This is a genomic window from Streptomyces sp. NPDC043867 (assembly GCF_056435845.1).
This window is the reverse complement of the sequence record NZ_JBWKDS010000026.1, coordinates 64,130-86,024: the sequence shown is the minus strand read 5'-3', so window position 1 is coordinate 86,024 and position 21,895 is coordinate 64,130. Positions and strand designations below refer to the sequence as shown.

At 73.3% G+C, this 21,895-nt stretch carries 17 protein-coding genes and 1 pseudogene; 11 read left to right on the top strand and 7 right to left on the bottom strand.

All coding sequences use genetic code 11. From position 1 onward, the window contains the following. On the top strand, window positions 1–553 hold a 553-nt coding region (locus AC069T_RS24860), incomplete at its 5' end, for a molybdopterin oxidoreductase family protein (RefSeq protein ID WP_478784813.1). 3 nt (window positions 554–556) lie between these two features. Here AC069T_RS24860 and AC069T_RS24855 read toward each other — a convergent pair. Both AC069T_RS24855 and cutA read right to left on the bottom strand, forming a co-directional pair. Continuing rightward, the gene (locus AC069T_RS24855; protein WP_478784812.1) at window positions 557–982 is read right to left on the bottom strand and encodes a gamma-glutamylcyclotransferase family protein; all 426 of its coding nucleotides are present in this window, start codon (window positions 980–982) and stop codon (window positions 557–559) included. After that, window positions 979–1,311 (bottom strand): divalent-cation tolerance protein CutA, encoded by a 333-nt coding sequence (cutA, locus tag AC069T_RS24850; protein WP_478784811.1) that lies wholly within the window; start codon window positions 1,309–1,311, stop codon window positions 979–981. Before cutA ends, AC069T_RS24855 begins: the two co-directional genes overlap by 4 nt. A 176-nt stretch (window positions 1,312–1,487) precedes the next feature. Here cutA and AC069T_RS24845 point away from each other — a divergent pair, with 176 nt between their 5' ends. The 3 genes from AC069T_RS24845 (at window position 1,488) to AC069T_RS24835 (ending at window position 4,889) form a co-directional block, all read left to right on the top strand. Then, window positions 1,488–3,134 carry a M4 family metallopeptidase gene (locus AC069T_RS24845; protein WP_478784810.1) on the top strand — a complete coding sequence of 549 codons (1,647 nt, stop codon included), beginning with the start codon at window positions 1,488–1,490 and terminating at the stop codon, window positions 3,132–3,134. Window positions 3,135–3,566: 432 nt separating this feature from the next. Beyond that, window positions 3,567–4,097 (top strand): hypothetical protein, encoded by a 531-nt coding sequence (locus tag AC069T_RS24840; protein ID WP_478784809.1) that lies wholly within the window; start codon window positions 3,567–3,569, stop codon window positions 4,095–4,097. 168 nt (window positions 4,098–4,265) lie between these two features. Continuing rightward, window positions 4,266–4,889: a class F sortase gene (locus AC069T_RS24835; protein WP_478784808.1), complete on the top strand. Its 624-nt coding sequence runs from the start codon at window positions 4,266–4,268 to the stop codon at window positions 4,887–4,889. Between the two features lie 138 nt (window positions 4,890–5,027). Here AC069T_RS24835 and AC069T_RS24830 read toward each other — a convergent pair whose 3' ends face one another. Further along, a complete protein-coding gene (locus AC069T_RS24830) occupies window positions 5,028–5,813 on the bottom strand; it encodes a sulfite exporter TauE/SafE family protein (RefSeq protein ID WP_478784807.1) in 786 nt (261 codons plus the stop codon). A 338-nt stretch (window positions 5,814–6,151) separates the two neighbouring features. On the opposite strand from AC069T_RS24830, the gene AC069T_RS24825 reads away from it, so the two are divergent. The 5 genes from AC069T_RS24825 (at window position 6,152) to AC069T_RS24805 (ending at window position 11,834) form a co-directional block, all read left to right on the top strand. Beyond that, the gene (locus AC069T_RS24825; RefSeq protein ID WP_478784806.1) at window positions 6,152–7,378 is read left to right on the top strand and encodes an NAD(P)/FAD-dependent oxidoreductase; all 1,227 of its coding nucleotides are present in this window, start codon (window positions 6,152–6,154) and stop codon (window positions 7,376–7,378) included. Further along, the gene (gene nirB / locus AC069T_RS24820; protein WP_478784805.1) at window positions 7,378–9,981 is read left to right on the top strand and encodes a nitrite reductase large subunit NirB; all 2,604 of its coding nucleotides are present in this window, start codon (window positions 7,378–7,380) and stop codon (window positions 9,979–9,981) included. The genes AC069T_RS24825 and nirB overlap by 1 nt, the downstream gene beginning before the upstream one ends. Then, entirely contained in the window at window positions 9,978–10,328 is a 351-nt protein-coding gene (gene nirD / locus AC069T_RS24815) for a nitrite reductase small subunit NirD (protein WP_478784804.1), read from the top strand. The genes nirB and nirD overlap by 4 nt, the downstream gene beginning before the upstream one ends. Before the next feature lie 62 nt (window positions 10,329–10,390). Then, window positions 10,391–10,975, top strand: a complete 585-nt coding sequence (locus AC069T_RS24810) for a TetR/AcrR family transcriptional regulator (RefSeq protein WP_478784803.1) — start codon at window positions 10,391–10,393, stop codon at window positions 10,973–10,975. Window positions 10,976–11,069: 94 nt separating this feature from the next. Beyond that, window positions 11,070–11,834, top strand: coding sequence for an SDR family NAD(P)-dependent oxidoreductase (locus tag AC069T_RS24805; RefSeq protein WP_478784802.1), 765 nt, complete (start codon window positions 11,070–11,072; stop codon window positions 11,832–11,834). A 61-nt stretch (window positions 11,835–11,895) separates the two neighbouring features. Here the strand turns inward: AC069T_RS24805 and AC069T_RS24800 are convergent, their stop codons facing one another. The 3 genes from AC069T_RS24800 to AC069T_RS24790 all read right to left on the bottom strand — a co-directional run bounded on the left by AC069T_RS24800 (window position 11,896) and on the right by AC069T_RS24790 (window position 17,454). After that, window positions 11,896–12,822: an oxidoreductase gene (locus AC069T_RS24800; protein WP_478784801.1), complete on the bottom strand. Its 927-nt coding sequence runs from the start codon at window positions 12,820–12,822 to the stop codon at window positions 11,896–11,898. A 250-nt stretch (window positions 12,823–13,072) separates the two neighbouring features. After that, window positions 13,073–15,814, bottom strand: coding sequence for a pyruvate, phosphate dikinase (gene ppdK, locus AC069T_RS24795; protein WP_478784800.1), 2,742 nt, complete (start codon window positions 15,812–15,814; stop codon window positions 13,073–13,075). 428 nt (window positions 15,815–16,242) lie between these two features. Next, window positions 16,243–17,454, bottom strand: coding sequence for an ROK family transcriptional regulator (locus tag AC069T_RS24790; RefSeq protein ID WP_478784799.1), 1,212 nt, complete (start codon window positions 17,452–17,454; stop codon window positions 16,243–16,245). Between the two features lie 143 nt (window positions 17,455–17,597). Between AC069T_RS24790 and AC069T_RS24785 the strand changes: the two genes are divergently transcribed. Both AC069T_RS24785 and AC069T_RS24780 read left to right on the top strand, forming a co-directional pair. Continuing rightward, complete coding sequence (locus tag AC069T_RS24785; protein ID WP_478784798.1) at window positions 17,598–19,106, top strand: MGH1-like glycoside hydrolase domain-containing protein; 1,509 nt, start codon at window positions 17,598–17,600, stop codon at window positions 19,104–19,106. After that, entirely contained in the window at window positions 19,103–21,040 is a 1,938-nt protein-coding gene (locus tag AC069T_RS24780; RefSeq protein ID WP_478784797.1) for an amylo-alpha-1,6-glucosidase, read from the top strand. Before AC069T_RS24785 ends, AC069T_RS24780 begins: the two co-directional genes overlap by 4 nt. A 49-nt stretch (window positions 21,041–21,089) precedes the next feature. Here the strand turns inward: AC069T_RS24780 and AC069T_RS24775 are convergent. Then, window positions 21,090–21,803 (bottom strand): annotated as a pseudogene (locus tag AC069T_RS24775) (tRNA dihydrouridine synthase); the annotation flags it as partial. Window positions 21,804–21,895: the final 92 nt, after the last annotated feature.

Below are 21,895 nucleotides of genomic sequence, written 5' to 3'. Positions count from 1 at the left end.
GTCCGGCGAGTCCGGCGACCCGGCCAGCGAGTCCGGCGAGTCCGGCGACCCGGCCAGCGAGTCCGGCGAGTCCGGCGACGGGGTCCACCCCGGCACGCCGCGCCTCTTCCTCGACCGGTTCGCCACCGAGGACGGGCGGGCGCGGTTCGTGGCCGTGTCGCACCGGGCGATCGCCGAGGAACCGGACGCCGAGTACCCGGTCCTGCTCACCACCGGGCGGGTGGTCGCGCAGTACCAGTCGGGCGCCCAGACCCGGCGGGTGGACGAGCTGAACGCCGCCGCACCCGGCCCGTTCGTGGAGATGCATCCGCGGCTCGCCGAGCGGCTCGGGGCCGTGGACGGGGACCCGGTGGCCGTCGTGTCCCGGCGGGGGCGGGCCGTCGCACCGGCCCGCGTCACCACCGGCATCCGGCCCGACACCGTCTTCATGCCCTTCCACTGGCCGGGCGAGGGCCGCGCGAACACCCTGACCAACCCGGCCCTCGACCCGACCTCCCGCATGCCGGAGTTCAAGGCGTGCGCGGTGCGGGTGGAGGCGATCGGCAAGAGCTAGGGCTCAACGGCGGGTGTGCCAGTCGCCGCTCTCGATGCGTCTGCCGCGGGCGCGCAGCCGGGCGGCGACCGCGGGCGCGGCCACGTACACCCAGGCCCGCACGGGCGTGCCGTCCGCGCGTGTCACCTCCCGGGCGACCCGCTCGTAGAGGTTGCGCGGGTCGCCCCGCGCGTGGGTGTACTCCTCCAGCCGGTCCAGTTCCGCGAGCAGTTCCCCGTACGCCTCGGGCAGCGCGGTGACCAGCTCACCGCTCACCGCGGCGCCGGGCTCCGGGACCGCGTACGGGTACCCCGGCCCGTCGTAGAGCGCCGCTCCCCGCATCCGGCCCGGTTCCCCGGAGCGGGTCCGGCCGCGCAGGAAGAGGCCGTGGTTGGGCTCGCCGGGGCGCAGGGTGCCGTAGACGAAGAAGGGCAGCGGCGGCCGGGTCACGCGCCGGTCCCCGTCTCCTCCGCGACCCACCGCAGGTAGTCCGCGCTCCCCCGCACGACGGGCGTCGCGATGATCTCGGGGGTGTCGTAGTCGTGCGCCTCGCGCAGGTACGCCTCCAGCGCGTCGTACCGGGCGCCCGTCGTCTTGAACAGCACCTGCCACTCCTCGGCCGTCTCCACGGCGTCCTGCCAGCGGTAGACGGAGGTGACCGGGCCGGAGATCTGCGCGCACGCCGCGGCCCGGGCCTCCACCGCGCCCCGGGCGAGCGCCTGCGCCTTCCCCGCGGTGCCGGTCGTGGTCAGGACGGTCAGCCAGTCGGCCGTGGCCATGATCGGTCTCCTCTTCCGGGCCCTCGTTCGCGCCTTCGCAGAAACGATTCTCGCTCCACACACACCCACACACATCCCCCCGTCAACGCTATGGACATGACATGTCATGCCCCCTTAAATCTGGGGCACTCCGCGCCACCCCCCACGCGCCCCGCGGCGCTTCCCCGAGGAGACAGATGAGTCGGACACGGCACATCCGAGGTTCCCGTCTCGCCACCGCCGGCCTGGCCGCCGCCACCACCGGGCTGCTGGCCGCCGCCGCACTGACCCCGACCGCCGGCGCGGCCGGCCGGCCCGACCGGGACACCGCGATCGCCCACGCCGCCTCGGCCCTGGCGAAGGAGGCCGGACGCCTCGGGCTGACCTCCGCGCAGGACACCGGCGTACGCGACGTCGTCATCGACGCGGACGGCGCCCAGCACGTGCGCTACGACCGTACGTACCGCGGACTCCCCGTCCTGGGCGGCGACTTCGTGATCCACCTGGCACCGGGCGGCGCCTACCGGGGTGCCGACCGCGCGACCACCCGCACCGTCTCGCTCTCCGGCGTCACACCGAAGCTCTCCGCCGCCGAGGCCGCCGACCTGGCGCACACCGCCCTGCGCGCCGCGAACCCGGGCGAGACCCTCAGGAAGGTGAAGGCCAGACCGCGGCTGGTCGTCGACGCCCTGCACGGCGCCGCCCGGCTGGCGTGGCGCACGGACGTGGCCGGGCAGGACCCGCTGGGCAACCCGGTCGCCCGCACCGTGCTGACCGACGCCCGCACCGGCGGACGGATCGACGCGTGGGACAGCGTCGAGGCGGCGACCGGCGACGGGCAGTCGCTCTACGGCGGCACGGTCCCGCTGGAGACCACGGCGTCCGGATCGGCGTACGAGCTGAAGGACCCGACGCGCGGGAACACCTACACCGGCGACGCCGCGAACAAGACGGACCTGTGCATCCTCGGGATCTGCTTCAGCCGGGCGCCCGCGACGCTCTTCACCGACGCCGACAACCACTGGGGCACCGGCACGACGGCGGACCGCGCGACGGCCGCGGTCGACGCCCAGTACGGCACGGACCGGACGTGGGACTACTACCGGAACGCCCACGGCCGCAACGGCATCGCGGGGGACGGCAAGGGCTCGTACAACCGGGTGCACTACGGCAACAAGTACAACAACGCCTTCTGGGACGACAGTTGCTTCTGCATGACGTACGGCGACGGTGACGGGACGACCTTCGGCCCGCTGGTGTCCCTGGATGTCGCGGGGCACGAGATGTCGCACGGCGTGACGTCGAAGACGGCGAGGCTCACGTACTCCGGGGAGTCCGGCGGTCTCAACGAGGCCACCTCCGACGTCTTCGGCACACTGGTGGAGTTCTCCGCGAACAACACCTCCGATCCCGGTGACTGGCTGATCGGCGAGGAGGTCGTCCGCTCCGGCTTCGGCAAGCCCGCCCTGCGTCACATGGACCAGCCCTCCAAGGACGGCAAGTCCGCCGACTGCTGGAGCTCCTCGGTCGGCGGCCTCGACGTCCACTACTCGTCCGGCGTCGCCAACCACTTCGCCTACCTCCTCGCCGAGGGCAGCGGCCCCAAGGTCATCGGCGGTGTCCAGCACAACGGCACCACGTGCGACGGGGCGACCCTGGAGGGCATCGGCCGGGACAGGCTCGGCGCCGTCTGGTACCGCGCCCTCACGGTGTACATGACGTCCTCGACGAACTACGCGGGCGCCCGGACGGCGACGCTGAACGCGGCGAAGGACCTGTACGGCGCGGACAGCACGGAGTACCGCGCGGTGGCGGCGGCCTGGAGTGCGGTGTCCGTGGGCTGAACCGGCCCGCGACGGGGTGCGGCCGGCCGCGGCGCGGGTCGTGGTCCGGCCGTTCCGCGGGATGCGGCACGTCCCGGACGTCCCGCGTCGGCGCGGCGGCCCGCACCCCGGCGCGCGCTGTCCGCGGTCACGTCACAGGCGGTCCTCCCGGCGAGCCGGGGGGTGCGCGACGGCCGGGTCACCCGTTCACACCCGCGCCCCTCGCCCTTGGGCATCTCTTCGAGGACACACCGGCCGTACGCCGGTGACCTGCTGGAACGGCAGCGGTCCTGCCCCGGCGCGCCCCGTGACCGGCCCTGTTCACGCCGTTTCCGGCGCCTTCTCGGCAAGCGGGCCGGGCCCGGTGCCACTTACCTCGGTAGGGCAGGGGTGCGACCGACGCAGCGGCACATGGGGGTGCCGCGGGCCGCGCCCTCTCGGAGGAGCAACACGATGCGCACAACCCGTCTGCTGACCGGTACCGCGCTCGCCGTCGCCGCCGCGGGGCTTGCCGCCGCGCCCGCGTACGGCGCGCCCGCGTACGGCGAGGACACCGGAACCCTGGAGGTGTACCCGTCCGCCGTCGCCCCCGGCGCCGACGTCGCCGTGGACACGGAGGCGTGCGGTGCCGAGGACACGGTGACGGGCGACGCCAGCGCCGTCGGCGCGGGCACGTTCGCGCTGGCCCCCGGCGCCGACGGACAGGACGCGGCCGGCCGGTTCCGGGTGCCGCCGGGCGCGCAGCCCGGGACGTACGAGATCGTCGCGAAGTGCTCCGGCGGGCGGCGCGCGGCCGGTGACCTGGTGGTCACCCTGACCTCCACCGAGCAGCGGGTGCACCCGCGCGGAAGTGTGAAGACGGGGGTCGGCGGCGCACTCGGCCCCGACCCCGTGCAGACCGCGGCGGGAGTGGCGGCGCTGGCCGTCGCCGCCGCGGGCGGTACCTGGCTCCTGCATCGCCGGGCGAGAGGCGACGGGTTCTGACGGACACCCTCCGCTGTCCGTCCCCAGGCACCGCCGTCCCCTCCCCCTCCGGGTCCGACGCCCCTCGCGGCCCGGAGGGGGAGGCGGACCCGGCCCGTCCCACCGGCGCGGGCACCGTGGCACCGGGACCGGACGCGGGCCCCCGTGGCACCGAGACAGGAGGCTCATGTGCGCGGACTGAGCAACCTCGCCATATCGGCCGTCACCGTGACGGCCCTGTGCTCCGGCGCGTGGCTGCTGCACAGCGGCACCGAGCGGCGGACGCCGCCGCAGCCCTCGGCCGCGCAGGCGGCGTCGCCCGGAGCGGCCGGGAGGCAGTCCGCGGCACCGGCGCTGCCGCCCTCCCCGCCCGACCGCATCCGCATCCCCGCCATCGCGGTGGACGCCCCGCTGATGGGGCTCGGGCTGACCCCGCAGGGCAGCCTGGACGTACCGCCGGCCGCCAGAAAGAATCTCGCCGGGTGGTACGAGGCGGGCACCACCCCGGGTGCGACGGGCACGGCCGTCGTCGCCGGTCACGTCGACAACGCCGAGGGCCCCGCCGTGTTCTACCGTCTCGGCGGCCTGAAGAAGGGCAGCCCCGTCGAGGTGGCACGGCGGGACGGCTCGGTCGCCGTCTTCACCGTGGACGCGGTCGAGGTGTACGACGCCCGCCACTTCCCCGACGAGAAGGTGTACGGCGCCGCCCGGCGCCCCGAGTTGCGCGTCATCACCTGCGGCGGCGGCTATTCGAAGGCGACGGGCTACCAGGGCAACGTGGTCGTCTTCGCCCATCTGGCCGGGAGCCGCTGAACCTGCCCGCCGTGAGCCGCTGAGCCGGCCTGCCGGGAGCCGTCGGGCGGGACGGACCGGCGTGCCGGTGCCGGTGCCGGCCGGGGCGGACCCGAGCCGTCGGGCGCCCGGCACCGGTGTGCCGGTTCCTGCCGGGGCTCAGGCCAGCCACTGCTGGTAGGCCAGGTTCACGACCAGGGCGAAGACCACCGTCAGCAGCACCACCCGGACGAACCCGCTGCCCCGCTTGAGCGCGGTGTGCGCCCCGACCATGCCGCCGGCGAGGTTGAAGACGGCCATCAGCGCGGCCAGTTGCCAGAAGACCGTGCCCTTCCAGGCGAACATCGCCAGCGCGCCCGCGTTGGTGCAGCAGTTGACGATCTTGGCGGTGGCGGAGGCGGTCACCAGGTCGAGGTGGAGGAGTGCGGTGAGGGCGAGCACCAGGAACGTGCCGGTGCCCGGGCCGATCAGTCCGTCGTAGAAGCCGATGCCGAGGCCCGCGAGCCCGATCGCGGCGAGGACCCGGCGGGCCGGGACCGGCTCCGTCGACGGGGCGGTGCCGAAGGCGGGGCGAAGGATCACGAAGGCCCCGACGCCGAGCAGGACGACCATGACGACGGGCTTCAGCACCTCGGTGCTCATCCCGGCGGCGACGAACGCGCCCGCCGTGGAGCCGGCGAGCGCCGCGAGTCCGATGCGCACGGCCGTGCCGACGTCCACGGGCGCCTTCCGCGCATAGGTCACCGCCGCGCCGGTCGTGCCGACGATCGCCACGGCCTTGTTGGTGCCGAGCGCGTACTGGGCGGCCGACCCGGAGTCCGGCAGGCCGAGCAGCAGGGCGGGCAGCAGGAGCAGCCCGCCCCCGCCGACCACGGCGTCGACCCAGCCGGCCGCGAGGGAGGCGAGGCACAGGACGACGACCATGGTCAGCGATATGTCGGGCATGGACCGGACCCTACGGACGAGGTAGTTGTGGCGTCCATCGACCTGAGGGTCTTCTGAGGTTCGGGCGGGGGCGGCGCGATGCGTTCACCTGCGGTCCGGGGCCGGGGCGGCGGGGCCGACACGGCACGGGACCGGGGCGGCGGGGCCGACACGGCACGGGGCCGACGCGGCTCCCGGGGCCGCCGCACCCTCCGGTACGGGAGCTGGTTCTCTCACAGCGCCCCGCGGGCTGCCCGCCACAACCCTCACACCCGCCCCGGGCCCGCGCTGAGCGCAGCGTTCCCCGCGGGAAACGGGAGTGATGCCACCGGGTAACACCGGCCGCGCACGCTGTTGGCATGACCTCGAAAACGCGTGTGGTGGTGATCGGCGCCGGGATCGCGGGCGCCCGGCTCGCCCGGCGGCTCGACGAGCTCGGCATGTCCGTCGTGCTCGTCGGCGAGGAGGAGCACCGCCCCTACAACCGGGTGCTGCTCGCCGAGGTCCTCGCCGGTCGGTACGCCCCCGAGGTGATCGCCCTGCCGGCCCCGGCCGGTCTGGTCCGCACCCGGGTCACCGGCATCGACCGCGCCGCCCGCACGCTGCGCTGCGCGGACGGTTCCGTGATCGCCTACGACACGCTGGTCCTCGCGACCGGCTCGAACCCGGTACTGCCTCCCCTGCGGGGCCTGTTCGCCCAGGAGCGGCACGAACTGCCCGAGGGCGTGCACGCGTTCCGGACCATGGACGACTGCCTCGGCCTGTCCAAGGCCGTACGGCAGGGCACCCGGGCCGTCGTCATCGGCGGCGGTCTGCTGGGCGTCTCGGCGGCCCGGGCGCTGGCCGTGCGGGGAGCCCAGGTGGTCCTCGCCCAGCAGGCCGAGCGGCTCATGGAACGCCAGCTCGACCCGTCCGCGTCCCGGCTGGTGCACCGGCACCTCACCGACCTGGGCGTCGAGGTGCACACGGAGACCCGGGTGCGGGACGTGCGCTGCGTCGCCGGGGCGGTCCGGTCGGTCGAGATGGCCGACGGGTACGCCCTCGACACCGAGCTCGTCGTCCTCGCCTGCGGGGTCCACCCCCGGGTGGGGCTCGCCCAGGACGCGGGCCTGGCCGTCCACAAGGGCATCCTCGTCGACGACCAGCTGCGGACGTCCGACCCGCACATCCACGCGATCGGCGACTGCACCCAGCACGAGGGCACGGTCTACGGCCTGGCGACACCGGCCCTCGAACAGGCCGACGTACTGGCCGAACTGCTCGCCGGCGCCACGGGCGACGCCGCCGCCCGCTACAGCGGCACCCGCGCGCTGACCCGGCTCACCCTGACCGGGCAGGCCCCCTTCGACCTCGCCGCCTTCGGCGAGACCGACCCCCGCCCGGGCGACGACGTCATCCAGCTCACCGACGCCACCCGGGGCACCTACCGCAAGGTCGTCGTCCGCGACGACCGCCTGGTCGGCGGCGTACTCGTCGGCGAACTCGGCACCGTCGGCGCGCTCGCGCGCGCCTGGGAGGGAGCAGAGCCGCTCCCCACGGACGGCGCCCCACTGCTCCACCTGCTCACCAACGACGGAGGCTCCTGATGACCGCCACCCTGGGGGGCACCCCAACGATCGTGCTCGTCGGCCACGGCATGGTCGGCCAGCGCTTCCTCGAAGCGCTCGCCGAGCGCGGCCTGACCGCCACGCACCGAGTGGTCGTGCTGTGCGAGGAGCCCCGCCCCGCGTACGACCGGGTCCAGCTCACCTCGTACTTCTCGGGCCGCACCCCTGAGGAACTGTCGCTCAGCGACGAGGAGTTCATCAAGGAGCACGGTATCGAGCTGCACCTCGGCGACCCGGCCGAGACGATCGACCGGCAGGCCAGGAAGGTGACGGCCCGCTCGGGTCAGGTCTTCGGCTACGACACCCTCGTCCTCGCCACCGGCTCGTACCCCTTCGTCCCGCCGGTCCCCGGCAAGGACGCCGAGGGCTGCTTCGTCTACCGCACGATCGAGGACCTGCTCGCCATCGAGGAGTACGCGAAGTCGCGGGCGACGACCGGTGCCGTGGTCGGCGGCGGTCTGCTCGGCCTCGAGGCCGCAGGAGCCCTCAAGGGGCTCGGACTGACCTCGCACATCGTGGAGTTCGCGCCGCGGCTGATGCCGGTGCAGGTCGACGAGGGCGGCGGCGCCGCGCTGCTGCGCACCATCGAGGAGATGGGCCTGACCGTGCACACGGGCACGGGCACGCAGGAGATCGTCGTCGGCGAGGACGGCGCGGTCACCGGCATGAAACTCTCCGACGGCTCCGAACTCGCCACGGATCTCGTGGTGTTCTCCGCCGGTGTCCGGCCGCGGGACCAGCTGGCCCGCGACACCGGGCTCACGGTCGGCGAGCGCGGCGGCATCAGCGTCGACGAGCAGTGCCGCACCTCCGACCCGCAGGTGTTCGCCATCGGCGAGTGCGCTCTCGCGTCGGACGGCCGGGTCTACGGCCTGGTCGCGCCGGGCTACGAGATGGCCGAGACGGCCGCCGCCACCATCGCGGCGGACGAGGCGAGCTTCACGGGCGCCGACCTCTCCACCAAGCTCAAGCTGCTCGGCGTCGACGTCGCCTCCTTCGGTGACGCGCACGGCACGGCCGCGGACTGCCTCGACGTCGTCTACGCGGACTCCCGCTCGGGCACCTACAAGAAGCTGGTCATCGGCCGCGACGGCCGGCTGCTCGGCGGGATCCTGGTCGGCGACGCGGACGCGTACGGCACCCTGCGCGCCCTCACCGGGTCCGTGCCGCCGGTCGCGCCCGAGCAGCTGGTCCTGCCGGCCGGTTCCGGCGGCCAGGTCACCCTCGGCCCGTCGGCGCTGCCGGACGAGGCCGTCATCTGCTCCTGCCACAACGTCACCAAGGGCACCATCCGCGGCGCGGTGACCGAGCACTCCTGCACGACCGTGCCCGAGGTGAAGAAGTGCACCAAGGCCGGTACGGGCTGCGGCAGTTGCGTGAAGGTGCTCGGCCAGCTGGTCACCGCCGAGCTGGAGGCGAGCGGCGTCGAGGTCGACAAGGGACTGTGCGGCTGCTTCACGCAGACCCGCGAGGAGCTGTACGAGATCGTCCTCGCCCTGCGCATCAACTCCTACCAGGCGCTGCTGGACCGCTACGGCCGCGAGGACGCCCGGGGCGGTGACGGCTGCGAGACCTGCAAGCCCGCCATCGGTTCGATCATCGCCTCGCTGGCCCCGACGATCGGCGCCGGCGGCTACGTCCTGGAGGGCGAGCAGGCCGCGCTCCAGGACACCAACGACCACTTCCTCGCCAACCTCCAGAAGAACGGTTCGTACTCGATCGTGCCGCGCATCCCGGGCGGTGAGATCACCCCGGAGAAGCTGATCGTGATCGGCGAGGTGGCCCGGGACTTCGGGCTCTACACGAAGATCACCGGCGGCCAGCGCATCGACATGTTCGGTGCGCGCGTGGAGCAGCTGCCGCTGATCTGGGCCCGGCTGGTGGACGCGGGCTTCGAGTCGGGGCACGCGTACGGAAAGTCGCTGCGGACCGTCAAGTCCTGCGTGGGCCAGACCTGGTGCCGCTACGGCGTGCAGGACTCGGTGCGCATGGCGATCGACCTGGAGCTGCGCTACCGGGGCTTGCGCTCCCCGCACAAGCTGAAGTCGGCGGTCTCCGGGTGCGCCCGCGAGTGCGCCGAGGCCCAGTCCAAGGACTTCGGCATCATCGCCACCTCCAACGGCTGGAACCTGTACGTCGGAGGCAACGGCGGCGCGACCCCGCGCCACGCCGACCTGCTCGCCCAGGACCTGTCGGACGCCGAACTGGTGCGTCTGATCGACCGGTTCCTGATGTTCTACATCCGCACGGCCGACCGCCTGGAGCGCACGTCGACCTGGCTGGAGCGGATCGAGGGCGGCCTCGACCACGTGCGCGACGTGGTGGTGCACGACTCGCTCGGCATCTGCGAGGAACTGGAGGGCCTGATGCGGGCCCATGTCGCGGGTTACCGCGACGAGTGGGCCGAGACCATCAACGACCCCGAGAAGCTCGCCCGGTTCGTGTCCTTCGTGAACGCGCCCGACACTCCCGACCCGGTCGTCGGCTTCGTGCCGGAGCGCGACCAGATCAAGCCCGACCTGCCGCTGCTCACCATCGGCACGCGGTCCGCCGAAGCCCTGGAAGGAAGCGTCCAGCGATGACGATCGCCCCCGAGACCACGGCCCTGAAGGTCCAACTCCGCCTGGCGGACGACTGGTTCACCGTCTGTGACCTGTCCCTGCTGACGCCGGGCCGCGGCGTCGCGGCGCTGCTGCCCGACGGCCGCCAGGTCGCGCTCTTCCTCGACCGCGCGGGCCGGACGTACGCCATCGACAACCGCGACCCGTTCACCGGCGCCGCGGTCCTCTCCCGCGGCCTGACCGGCAGTCACGGGGGGCGGCCGTTCGTCGCCTCGCCGCTGCTCAAGCAGCGCTTCGACCTGACCTCCGGGCAGTGCCTGGACGACGAGTCGGTGAACGTCGCGGCCTACGAGGTGCGCGCCTTCTGACGCCCCGCACACCGCACACCTATACTTGACCGATCATTCCACAAAAGTCTAGGCTGCCGTGCGTGGCGAGGACCAAGGAGTTCGACCCGGACGCCGCGCTGCAGTCAGCCCTGGAGCTGTTCTGGCAGCGCGGCTACGAGGCGACGTCGATGGCGGACCTCGTCGAGCGCCTCGGCGTCGGACGCGCCAGCCTCTACGCGACGTTCGGCAGCAAGCACGAGCTCTACCTCAGGGCGCTGGACCGGTACAGCGAGTCCCGCGACCCGGACCTGCTGCGCGAGCTGTCCCAGCCGGGCCCGGCACTGCCCGCCGTACGCACGGTGGTGCGGCGCTTCGCCGTCGAGGCGGCGACCGCGGGCACCCGCCTGAACGGCTGTTTCGTCACCAACACGGCGACCGAGCTGGCCCCGCACGACACGGCCGCCGCGCGCCGGGTCGAGCACAGCTGGGACCACTTCGAGACCCTGCTGCACTCCGCCCTCGTCCGCGCCCGCGCCCAGGGGGAGCTGGCCGCAGGCCGCGATCCCCGCGCACTCGCCCGCATGCTGCTGGTCCTGATGCAGGGCCTGCGCGTGGTGGGCAAGGCCTCGCCGGACCCGGCCCGGGTCCGGGACGCCGCCGAACAGGCACTGACCCTGCTCGACTGAGACCCCCGCCCCTCCCCCGCGAGGGCGCACCCGTACGCCCTGCGCCCTTCCGCACGCCCTCATATTGAAACGATCGGTCCAGAAAAGAGACATCATGGCTCACCGCTTCTCCCGCCGGACCGTCCTCGTCACCGGCGCCGGCTCCGGCATCGGCCGCGCCACCGCCCTCGCGTTCGCGGCCGAGGGCGCGCACGTCGTCGTGGCCGGGCGCACCGCGGCCCCGCTCGACGAGACGGTCGCGCTGATCGGGGAACGGGGCGGCACGGCGCTGGCCGTGCCCGCCGACGTGGCCCGCCCCGGCGGGGCGCATGCGCTCGTCGAGGCGGCCGTCGGCCACTTCGGTTCGCTGGACGTGGCGGTGAACAACGCGGGCGTCTTCCGGGGCGGCCTGCCGGTCGCCGACCTCCCGGAGGCGGACTGGCACACCCAGCTCGACACCAACGTGACGGGTGTGTTCCTGGCCCTGCGGGCCCAGATCCGCCGGATGCGCACCCAGCCGGACGGCGGCGCGATCGTCAACGTCGCCTCCAACATCGGCGCCCACACCCGCGTTCCCGGCACCGCCGCCTACGGCGCTTCCAAGGCCGCCGTGACCGCGCTGAGCCGGGCCGCCGCCCTGGACCACATCGGCGACGGCGTGCGCATCAACGCCGTCAGCCCCGGCGCCACCGCGACCACGATGTCGCTGCGCCCCGGGGAGACCGAGGCCGGGCGCGCGGAACGCATGCGGCACACGGTGCCGCTCGGCCGCGTGTCGGGGACCGAGGAGGTGGCCGCCGCCGTCCTGTACCTGGCGTCCGACGACGCGGCCTCGGTCGTCGGCACGGACCTCGTCGTCGACGGCGGCGGCTCCCTCTGAGCACACCGGCCACTGCCCGTGAGCCGTCGGCGCCGGTCCCCGAGGGTCCCGGCGCCGGCCGTCACACCTTCAGGGCGTCGTACGTGACCCCGGTCAGCCGTTCGGAGGCGGCCCACAGGAGTTCGCCCGCCCGGTCGTCGCGGGTCCACGGGGCACGCCAGGACGGCGCGGGCGCGCCGCGCCACATCGCGAACGAGGGCCCGGTGAAGGAGTCGGGGCGGACACCGGGCGCGGTGGCCGCGTACAGCGTGGGCAGGGCGCCGGCCTCGGCGCTCTGGGCGAAGACCCGGTTGCCGAGCTCCGCGAACCGCTCGGCGCCCCGGCGCCCTTCCATCCGCGGCCCGGCGGCCTGGAGGTTCGTGGACGCGTACCCGGGGTGCGCGGCGGCGGACACCAGGCCGGCCCCGGCGGCGGCGAGCCGGCGGGCCAGCTCGTGGGTGAAGAGCAGGTTCGCGGTCTTGGAGCGGGCGTAGGCGATCCAGCGCCGGTACTCGCGCTCGCTGCTGAGGTCGTCGATGTCGAGGTTGGCGAGCGCGTGCACCATGCTGGACAGGGTCACGACCCGCGCGCCGGGAGTGCTCAGCAGGGCGGGCATGAGCAGTCCGGTGAGCGCGAAGTGCCCGAGGTGGTTGACCCCGAACTGGGTCTCGAACCCGTCGGCGGTGCGGCCCCGGGGCAGCGCCATGACACCGGCGTTGTTGACGAGGAGGTCGAGCCGCTCGTACGGGTAGGCCGCGGCGAACTCCCGTACGGAGGCCAGCTCGCCGAGGTCCAGCCGGACGAACCGCACGTCTGCGCCCGGCACTTCGGCGACGAGGCGGTCACCGGCCTCCTGTCCGCGCTCCTCGCTGCGGCAGGCGAGAAGCACGCGGGCGCCGCGCCGGGCCAGCTCCCGTGCGCTGACGTAGCCGAGGCCGCTGTTGGCGCCGGTGACGACGGCGGTACGGCCGCTCTGGTCGGGGATGTCGCTCGCGTTCCAGCCGGTCATGACGGATGTTCCCTCTCCGAAGCCGTGTTCCCTCTCCGACGATCTGCTCCCTCACCGTACGCCCGCGTCCGGGCCGCCGCGGGACCCCGCACCCGGAAGCGGAACGCGGACGCGGGAGAGGGCGGCACCCCCCGCACAGGGGTACCGCCCTCTCCCGGTGCACCGGGGTCGTCGCCGTGTCGGTGAGGGTCAGGAAGTGACCGGCGGCGATCCCGGGGGTCCATTGCTGTGACCAGAAAGGTTCACCGCACTAGCGGTGGTCGCTCCCCGCGGAGGAGGACGCCGCACGCCCGGCCTCCAGTCGCGCCACCGGGATCCGGAACGGCGAGCAGGAGACGTAGTCGAGGCCCACCTCGTGGAAGAAGTGCACCGACTCCGGGTCACCGCCGTGCTCGCCGCAGACGCCGAGCTTGAGGTCGGGGCGGGTGGCCCGCCCGGCCTCGACGGCGCTGCGCACGAGCGAGCCGACGCCGTCCCGGTCGATGGTCTCGAACGGGGAGACTCCGAAGATGCCCTTCTCCAGGTACGCGGTGAAGAAGCTGGCCTCCACGTCGTCGCGGGAGAAGCCCCACACCGTCTGGGTGAGGTCGTTCGTGCCGAACGAGAAGAACTCCGCGGCCTCGGCGATCTGACCGGCGGTCAGCGCGGCCCGCGGCAGCTCGATCATCGTGCCGATGGCCAGGTCGAGCTGGACTCCGGTGGCCTCCTGGACCTCGGCGATGACCTGGTCGGCCTCCTCGCGGACGATCTCCAGCTCCTGGACCGTGCCGACGAGCGGGATCATGATCTCCGCGCGCGGGTCGCCCTTGGCGTTGCGGCGTTCGGCGGCGGCCTCCGCGATCGCCCGTACCTGCATGGTGAACAGGCCGGGGATCACCAGGCCGAGGCGCACGCCGCGCAGGCCCAGCATCGGGTTCTGCTCGTGCAGGCGGTGCACGGCCTGGAGCAGACGCAGGTCGTTCTCGTTGGCGTCCTTGCGGGACTCGGCGAGGGCGACCCGGACCGACAGCTCGGTGATGTCGGGCAGGAACTCGTGCAGCGGCGGGTCGAGCAGCCGGACCGTCACCGGCAGGCCGTCCATCGCCGAGAACAGCTCCACGAAGTCCTGCTTCTGCAGCGGGAGCAGTGCCTTCAGGGACTCCTCGCGCTCGGTGTCCGTGTCGGCGAGGATCAGACGCTCGACCAGTTCGCGGCGGTCCCCCAGGAACATGTGCTCCGTACGGCACAGGCCGATGCCCTGCGCGCCGAAGCGCCGCGCCCGCAGCGCGTCCTCGGCGTTGTCCGCGTTGGCGCGCACCCGCAGGCGCCGCTTGCGGTCGGCGAACGCCATGATCCGGTGCACGGCGGCGACCAGTTCGTCGGCGTCGTTGGCGCCCGCGTGCATCCGGCCCTCGAAGTACTCGACGACCGGGGACGGGACGACCGGGACCTCGCCCAGGTAGACCTTTCCGGTGGAGCCGTCGATGGAGATGACGTCGCCCTCCTCGACGACATGGCCGCCCGGCACCGTCATCCGGCGCCGCTTGGTGTCGACCTCCAGCTCCTCCGCGCCGCACACGCACGTCTTGCCCATACCGCGCGCGACCACGGCCGCGTGCGAGGTCTTGCCGCCGCGCGAGGTGAGGATGCCCTCCGCCGCGATCATGCCGTCCAGGTCGTCCGGGTTGGTCTCGCGGCGGACCAGGATGACCTTCTCGCCCGAACGCGACCACTTCACCGCGGTGTACGAGTCGAAGACCGCCTTGCCGACCGCCGCACCGGGCGAGGCGGCGATGCCCCGGCCGACCTGCTGGACCTTGGCGGCCTCGTCGAAGCGCGGGAACATCAGCTGGGCGAGCTGCGCGCCGGTGACGCGCTGGAGCGCCTCGGCCTCGTCGATCAGGCCCTGGTCGACGAGCTGCGTGGCGATGCGGAAGGCGGCACCGGCGGTCCGCTTGCCGACACGGGTCTGGAGCATCCACAGCTGGCCGCGCTCGATGGTGAACTCGATGTCGCAGAGGTCCCTGTAGTGGTTCTCCAGGGTCTGCATGATCTGCATCAGCTGGTCGTACGACTTCTTGTCGATCTGCTCGAGCTCGGCGAGCGGGACCGTGTTGCGGATGCCCGCGACGACGTCCTCGCCCTGGGCGTTCTGCAGGTAGTCGCCGTACACGCCCTGGTGGCCGGAGGCGGGGTCGCGGGTGAAGGCGACACCGGTGCCGGAGTCGGGGCCGAGGTTGCCGAAGACCATGGAACAGACGTTGACGGCCGTGCCGAGGTCGTGCGGAATGCGTTCCTGACGGCGGTAGAGCTTCGCGCGGTCGGTGTTCCAGGAGTCGAAGACCGCGTGGATGGCGAGGTCCATCTGCTCGCGCGGGTCCTGCGGGAAGTCCCGGCCCGCCTCGGTCCTGACGAGCTTCTTGAACTTGGTGACGAGCTTCTTCAGGTCGGCGGCCTCGAGGTCCGTGTCGACCGTGACCTTCTTCGCCGCCTTGGCCGCCTCCAGCGCCTCCTCGAAGAGGTCGCCGTCGACGCCGAGGACCGTCTTGCCGAACATCTGGATGAGGCGCCGGTAGGAGTCCCACGCGAAGCGCTCGTCGCCGGCCTGCTTGGCCAGGCCCTGCACCGACTTGTCGGAGAGCCCGATGTTCAGGACGGTGTCCATCATGCCCGGCATGGAGAACTTCGCACCGGAACGGACCGACACCAGGAGGGGATCGTCGGCCTGGCCGAGCTTCTTGCCCATCTTCTGCTCGAGGGCGTCGAGGTGTGCACTCACCTCGTCACGCAGTGCCGCCGGCTCCTCGCCGCTGTCGAGGTAGGTCTTGCACGCCTCGGTGGTGATGGTGAAGCCCGGCGGGACGGGAAGACCCAGGTTGGTCATCTCGGCGAGGTTCGCGCCCTTGCCGCCGAGCAGGTCCTTGAGGTCCTTGTTGCCTTCCGTGAAGTCGTAAACGAACTTCACGTCCTCGGCACCGCTCTGCGCTACATGGGGATCTTTGTTTTCCGACACGGGTCTCGACTCCTCGACGTGACGGTGGCTGCCCTGACGGCGAGGAACATACCCAGATCGAAGGCACCTGGGTACGTCCACTTGCGCGTCATGCGCCCGTAACCACTCGTCCGCCACCAGATCCAAAGTCGTCGGCGGACAGGGGAGGGAGGGTCGTGTTTTCACTTCTTGAACGTGTTCACGCTCGCAGACCTCCCATCGCGCTCAACTGAGCACCACCTGGCACGCCTGAGTTCATGCCGTGAACGATTGAGGGGTGGCACTGAGTGCCACCCCTTAGGGAAGTGGATCCGCCCCTAATTCGCTCATCTGAGCGCTACCCCTATCAGGGGTGGCGAGAATCACGCCGTCGGCGAGGCCCGTATTTCATCATGCGGACGACGTCGCGGACGCGTCACACGGACGACACGTACGAGGTCCCGGCCCCCTCAGAGCCCCAGCTCGGCGAGCCGCTCCTCGGCCCGCCCGGGCGCGTACAGGTGCTCCACGACCAGCGCCCCGGCCCCGACCAGAGCGGCCCGGTCACCGAGACGGGAGGTCACCACCTGAAGATGAGCGGTGGAGCGGGGCAGCGCCCGCTGGTACAGCAGCTCGCGCACGCCCGTGAGGAAGTGGGTTCCGGCCAGATCGCCCGCGATCATCAGGACACCCGGGTTCAGCAGCGTCACCACGGTCGCCAGGACGTCGCCGACGTGCCGGCCGGCCTCCCGCGCCAGAGCGACCGCCTCGGGGTGCCCCGCCGCCAGCAGCTCCCGCACGTCCGAGCCCGAGGCTGCCGGCACCCCCGCCTCGGTGAGCCGCCGCGCCACGGCGCCGCCGCTCGCCAGGGCGGCCAGGCAGCCGTACGAGCCGCACCGGCACAGCGCGTCGGCACCCTGCGGGACGCGGATGTGCCCGATGTCCCCGGCGCCCCCGTCGACGCCGCGGTAGATCGCGCCGCCCACCACGACCCCGGCGCCGATCCCGGTGGAGACCTTGACCAGGGCGAACGCGGAGCAGTCCGGATAGCCGGCGCGCTGCTCGCCGTACGCCATCAGGTTGGCGTCGTTCTCGACCAGGACCGGCACGCGGGCACCGCCGTCGGCGCCCGCGTGCTCGGCGAAGGCACGGCCGAGCCGGCCGCGCAGGTCGTAGCCGTCCCAGCCCGGCATGATCGGCGGCTGCACGACCAGACCGGTCTCGCTGTCGACGGGCCCCGGTACGGCCAGCCCGATCCCGCACACCGTCCCGGCGTCCCGCCCGGCCTTGTCCAGCAGCTCGGCGAAACGGCGGCCGAGTTCGCCGAGGACGACGTCCGGACCGTCCCTGAGGTCCAGGGCCCCCGTGTGCTCCGCCAGGATCTCCCCGCCGAGGGCGAGGAGGGCCACCCGGGCGTGCCGGGTGTCGAGGTCGGCCGCGAGGACGACGGCATGGGCATCGTCGAACTCCAGGGTGATGGAGGGCCGTCCGCCCAGCGGGGAGCCGACCGGGCCGCCCGCGCCCTCGCGCAGCCAGCCCGCGCGGAACAGCCGGTCGAGACGCTGTCCGACCGTGGCCCGGGACAGCCCCGTCGCCTGTTGCAGCGCGCCGCGCGTCGTCGCCCGGCCGCTGCGCACCAGTTGGAGCAGTTCGCCCGCGCTCGCCTGGCTCCCGGCTCTCATGACCCTCGCCGTCCTTCCTGCTGCGCACACCCTCTTGCGCTCACCAACTCCGCATTACATATTGAGTTTTGCGTGTTAAACAGACGTAACCCTCTGCTGGGTACGGCCGAACCGGCCGACCGGACGTCTTCGGGGAGACCTGAGTGGACCGCACAGCCCCAATCGCCGCCCATCGCACGGGAATTGGTTCCGCCGTACGCACCTCGGGCCCGCCGCCCGCGGCCGGTCCGGGCCGGAGCAGCGCCGCCGGAACGGTCGTGTACGACCCGGGCGGCACCTCCGGTGCGCTGCTCGGGAGTGCCGCGCGCGTGCTGAACGGCAACTGGACGGGGACGTCGACGGTGCCCTCGCGGGACCTGTACCCGCACCAGTGGTCCTGGGACTCCGCGTTCATCGCGATCGGCCTGCGTCATCTGTCCCCCTTACGCGCGCAGACCGAGCTGGAGACGCTGCTCGGCGCCCAGTGGACCGACGGACGGATCCCGCACATCGTCTTCAACCCCTCCGTACCCCTCGACGCGTACTTCCCCAGCCCGGACTTCTGGCGCTCCACCACCGCGGGGCGCGCCGTCGGCGCCCCGCGCACCGTACAGACCTCGGGCATCGTCCAGCCACCGGTGCACGCCCTGGCGGCCTGGCTGGTGCACCGCGCCGACCCCGGCCTGTCACGCGCCCGCGGCTTCCTGTCCCGGCTCTACCCGCGCCTCGCCGCCTGGCACCGCTATCTGCTGCACCGCCGCGATCTGGGCGGCGGCGGCCTCGCGTCGGTCGTCCACCCTTGGGAGCAGGGCATGGACAACAGCCCCTGCTGGGACGGGCCGCTGAGCCGGATCACACCGGCGTCACCCCGGTCGTTCCGGCGGGCCGACCTCGACCACGGAGCCGCCGAGGACCGGCCGACGGATCTGGACTACGGGCGGTACGTGCGCCTCGCCGCCGACTACCGGGACCGCGGATACGCGGACGGGCCCGGTGAGTTCGCCGTCGAGGACCCCGCCTTCAACGCCCTGCTGATCGCCTCCGAGCACGCCCTGGCCCGTATCGCGTACGAGCTCGGCGCGACGGGGACCGCCCGCCGCAGCCGGGCGGAGCGCCTCACAGCGGCGCTGGTCGCACGGCTGTGGGACCCGGCGGAGGGCATGTTCCTCTGCCGGGACGTGCACGGGGAGCCGATCCCCGAGCGCGGAGTCGCCGGCCTCGTACCGCTGATGCTGCCCACGCTCCCCCGCGAGGTCGCGGCCGCACTCGTCGGCACCGTGTCCGGCCCCCGCTTCGGGCTCGGCACCGCCACCCGGCTCGTGCCGAGTTACGACCTCACCGGCGAGGCGTTCGATCCGCGCCGGTACTGGCGCGGCCCCGCGTGGTTCAACACCAACTGGCTGCTGGAGCGGGGGCTGCGGCTGCACGGGGAGCACGGCCGGGCCGACGGGCTGCGGGCCGCGCTGCTCGACACGGCCGGCGCGACGGGGTTCGCCGAGTACGTGGACCCGTACACCGGGGACGGCTGCGGGGCGTCCGGCTTCGGCTGGACGGCCGCGCTCACCCTCGACCTGCTTCACGAGTCCCCCGGACACGCCGCGCGAGGCGTGTTCCGCACGGGGACCGGCACGTTCGGCATCGGGGACGAGGAAGAGGAAGGGGACCGGGGATGACGGACCGGCATCATCTGCTCGTGCGGGGCGGCACGTTCGCCGCCGTGGGCGACGGCGGGGACATCAGCGGGGTGCGGGGCAGCGGATCGCCGGACGGCCTGTTCGTGCGCGACGCACGGCATCTGAGCCGCTGGCAGCTGACCGTCGACGGCGCCGTTCCCGAGGCGCTGACGCCGGTCGCGGACGGGGACACGGCGCGCTGCGTGCTCGTGCCGCGGGGCAACCGCCAGGAACCGCCCGCGTACACGCTCTTCCGTGAACAGGCCGTCACCGAGGGGGCGTTCGTGGAGGCGGTGCGGGTGACCAGCAACCGTCCGACGCCCCTGACGGTCCGCGTCGCCGTCACCGCGGACGCCGACTTCGCGGACCAGTTCGAACTGCGCTCCGACCACCGTACGTACGCCAAGAGCGGCGCCGTCCGCACCCGTGACGTCCTCGACGACGGGGTGGAGTTCGGCTACCGGCGCGGCGAGTGGCGGTCCCGTACGACCGTCACGTCCGAGCCGGCGCCGGACGGCGTGGAGGAGACCGGCACCGGCGCGCGCCGCCTGGTCTGGTCCCTGGATCTCGCCCCGCACGGTTCGGCGGAGCTGGCGCTGCGGGTCGCGGCCCGCCCGCACGGCGCGGTCCTGACGGCGGACGCCCCGGCCTCCCCCACCGTCGCCACCGAGCAACTGCTCGCCCTGGAGGATGAGTTCGCGGAGGGTGTTCCCTTCCCGACCGGCTGGCCGGAGCTGGCCGCCGCCTGCGCGCGGGGCCTGTCCGACCTCGCGGTGCTCCAGGTGCCGGCCCGGGGCCCGGAGGGCGAGGAACTGCGCGTCCCGGCGGGCGGAGTCCCCTGGTTCCTCACCCTGCTGGGCCGCGACGCCCTGCTCACCTCGCTCTTCGCCCTGCCCTACCGTCCCGGGCTGGCCGCCGCCACGCTGCCGGCACTCGCCGCGACGCAGGCGTCCGGGACGGGCACGGGACCGGTCGCCCAGCCCGGCAAGATCGTGCACGAGGTGCGGCACGGGGAGCTGGCGCACTTCGGCCAGGTGCCGTACGGCCGCTACTACGGCTCGGTGGACGCGACCCCGCTGTTCCTCGTCCTGCTCGGCGCCTACGTGGAGCGGACCGGTGACGTCGCCCCGGCCCGCCGGCTGGAGCCCCACGCGCGGGCGGCCGTCGGCTGGATGCTGGACCACGGGGGGCTCACCTCCCGCGGCTACCTCGTCCACCGGGCGGACAAGGGCGGTCTCGCCGACCAGAACTGGAAGGACTCCCCGGGTGCCATCTGCTCGGCCGAGGGCGGCCGGGCCACCGGCCCGGTGATGTCGGCGGCCGCGCAGGGATACGCGTACGACGCGCTGCGCCGGACCGCGCACCTGGCGCGGACGGTGTGGGACGACGAGGTGTACGCGGCCCTGCTGGAGCAGGCGGCGGGCGACCTGCGCGACCGCTTCCAGCGGGACTTCTGGATGCCGGAGCACTCCTTCCCCGCGCCGGCCCTGGACGGCGAGGGCCGGCGCGTCGACGCGCTCGCCTCCGACGCGGGGCATCTGCTCTGGTCGGGGCTGCTGGACAAGGAGTACGGCGAGCTGGTGGGCCGCCGTCTGCTGGCACCGGACTTCTTCTCCGGCTGGGGTGTGCGCACACTCGCCGCCGGCCAGTCGGCGTACCACCCGCTCTCGTACCACCGGGGGTCGGTCTGGCCCCACGACAACGCTCTGATCTGTCTGGGTCTCGCCCGCTACGGCCTGCACGACGAGGCCCGAACCGTCGCCCACGCCCTGGTCGACGCGGCCACGGCCGCCGGCCACCGGCTCCCGGAGGCCATCGCGGGCTACGGCCGCGACACCCACCCCGAGCCGGTCCCCTGCCCCCACGCCTGCGTCCGTGAATCCCGCTCGGCGGCTGCCCCGCTGGCGCTGCTCACGGCGGTGGGAGGCGCCTGAGGGACCGGGTCGGTGCGGCCGGGGACCCGGCGCTCTGCGGACGGCGGGCTCAGCCGCCGGACGTGTCGAGTTCCGCGTCCTCGGAGAGGCCCGCACAGTCGTACGGGTCCTTGAGCCAGCCGTCCGGCAGGACGACCCGGTTGTTGCCCGAGGTCCGGCCGCGCGGGCCGTCGGCGCCCGCGGGCCACGGCTGGTCGAGGTCGAGCTCGTCCAGTCCGGCGCGCAGTTCGGCCAGGGACGAGGTGATCGCGAGGCGCTTGCGCATCTCCGAGCCGACCGCGAAGCCCTTCAAATACCAGGCCACGTGCTTGCGGAAGTCGATGACCCCGCGGGCCTCGTCGCCGATCCACTCCCCGAGGAGCGTGGCGTGCCGGACCATGACCGAGGCGACCTCGCGCAGGGTCGGGCTCGCGCACTCCGCGCGCCCCTCGAAGGCGGCGACCAGGTCACCGAAGAGCCACGGCCGGCCGAGGCAGCCGCGGCCGACGACGACCCCGTCGCACCCGGTCTCCCGCACCATCCGCACCGCGTCCGCGGCCGACCAGATGTCGCCGTTGCCGAGGACCGGGATCTCCGGCACGTGCTCCTTGAGGCGGGCGATGGCGTCCCAGTCCGCCGTGCCGCCGTAGTGCTGCGCGGCGGTCCTGCCGTGCAGGGCGATGGCGGTCACGCCCTCCTCGACCGCGATGCGTCCCGCGTCGAGATACGTGATGTGGTCGTCGTCGATGCCCTTGCGCATCTTCATCGTCACCGGCAGGGGGCCGGGGACAGGGGGGGCCGCCTCCAGAGGAGACTAAAAGCATCGGCGGACTGGCTAACATAGCGCGCCCCTCCCAGTTGTAGTCGCACTTGGCA

Excerpts from the sequence above, each read along its gene's own strand:
- cutA (WP_478784811.1), bottom strand. The coding sequence starts at position 1,311 with ATGGCCACGGCCGACTGGCTGACCGTCCTGACCACGACCGGCACCGCG.
- AC069T_RS24845 (WP_478784810.1), top strand. The coding sequence starts at position 1,488 with ATGAGTCGGACACGGCACATCCGAGGTTCCCGTCTCGCCACCGCCGGC.
- AC069T_RS24840 (WP_478784809.1), top strand. The coding sequence starts at position 3,567 with ATGCGCACAACCCGTCTGCTGACCGGTACCGCGCTCGCCGTCGCCGCC.
- AC069T_RS24830 (WP_478784807.1), bottom strand. The coding sequence starts at position 5,813 with ATGCCCGACATATCGCTGACCATGGTCGTCGTCCTGTGCCTCGCCTCC.
- AC069T_RS24825 (WP_478784806.1), top strand. The coding sequence starts at position 6,152 with ATGACCTCGAAAACGCGTGTGGTGGTGATCGGCGCCGGGATCGCGGGC.
- nirB (WP_478784805.1), top strand. The coding sequence starts at position 7,378 with ATGACCGCCACCCTGGGGGGCACCCCAACGATCGTGCTCGTCGGCCAC.
- nirD (WP_478784804.1), top strand. The coding sequence starts at position 9,978 with ATGACGATCGCCCCCGAGACCACGGCCCTGAAGGTCCAACTCCGCCTG.
- AC069T_RS24805 (WP_478784802.1), top strand. The coding sequence starts at position 11,070 with ATGGCTCACCGCTTCTCCCGCCGGACCGTCCTCGTCACCGGCGCCGGC.
- AC069T_RS24800 (WP_478784801.1), bottom strand. The coding sequence starts at position 12,822 with ATGACCGGCTGGAACGCGAGCGACATCCCCGACCAGAGCGGCCGTACC.
- AC069T_RS24790 (WP_478784799.1), bottom strand. The coding sequence starts at position 17,454 with ATGAGAGCCGGGAGCCAGGCGAGCGCGGGCGAACTGCTCCAACTGGTG.
- AC069T_RS24780 (WP_478784797.1), top strand. The coding sequence starts at position 19,103 with ATGACGGACCGGCATCATCTGCTCGTGCGGGGCGGCACGTTCGCCGCC.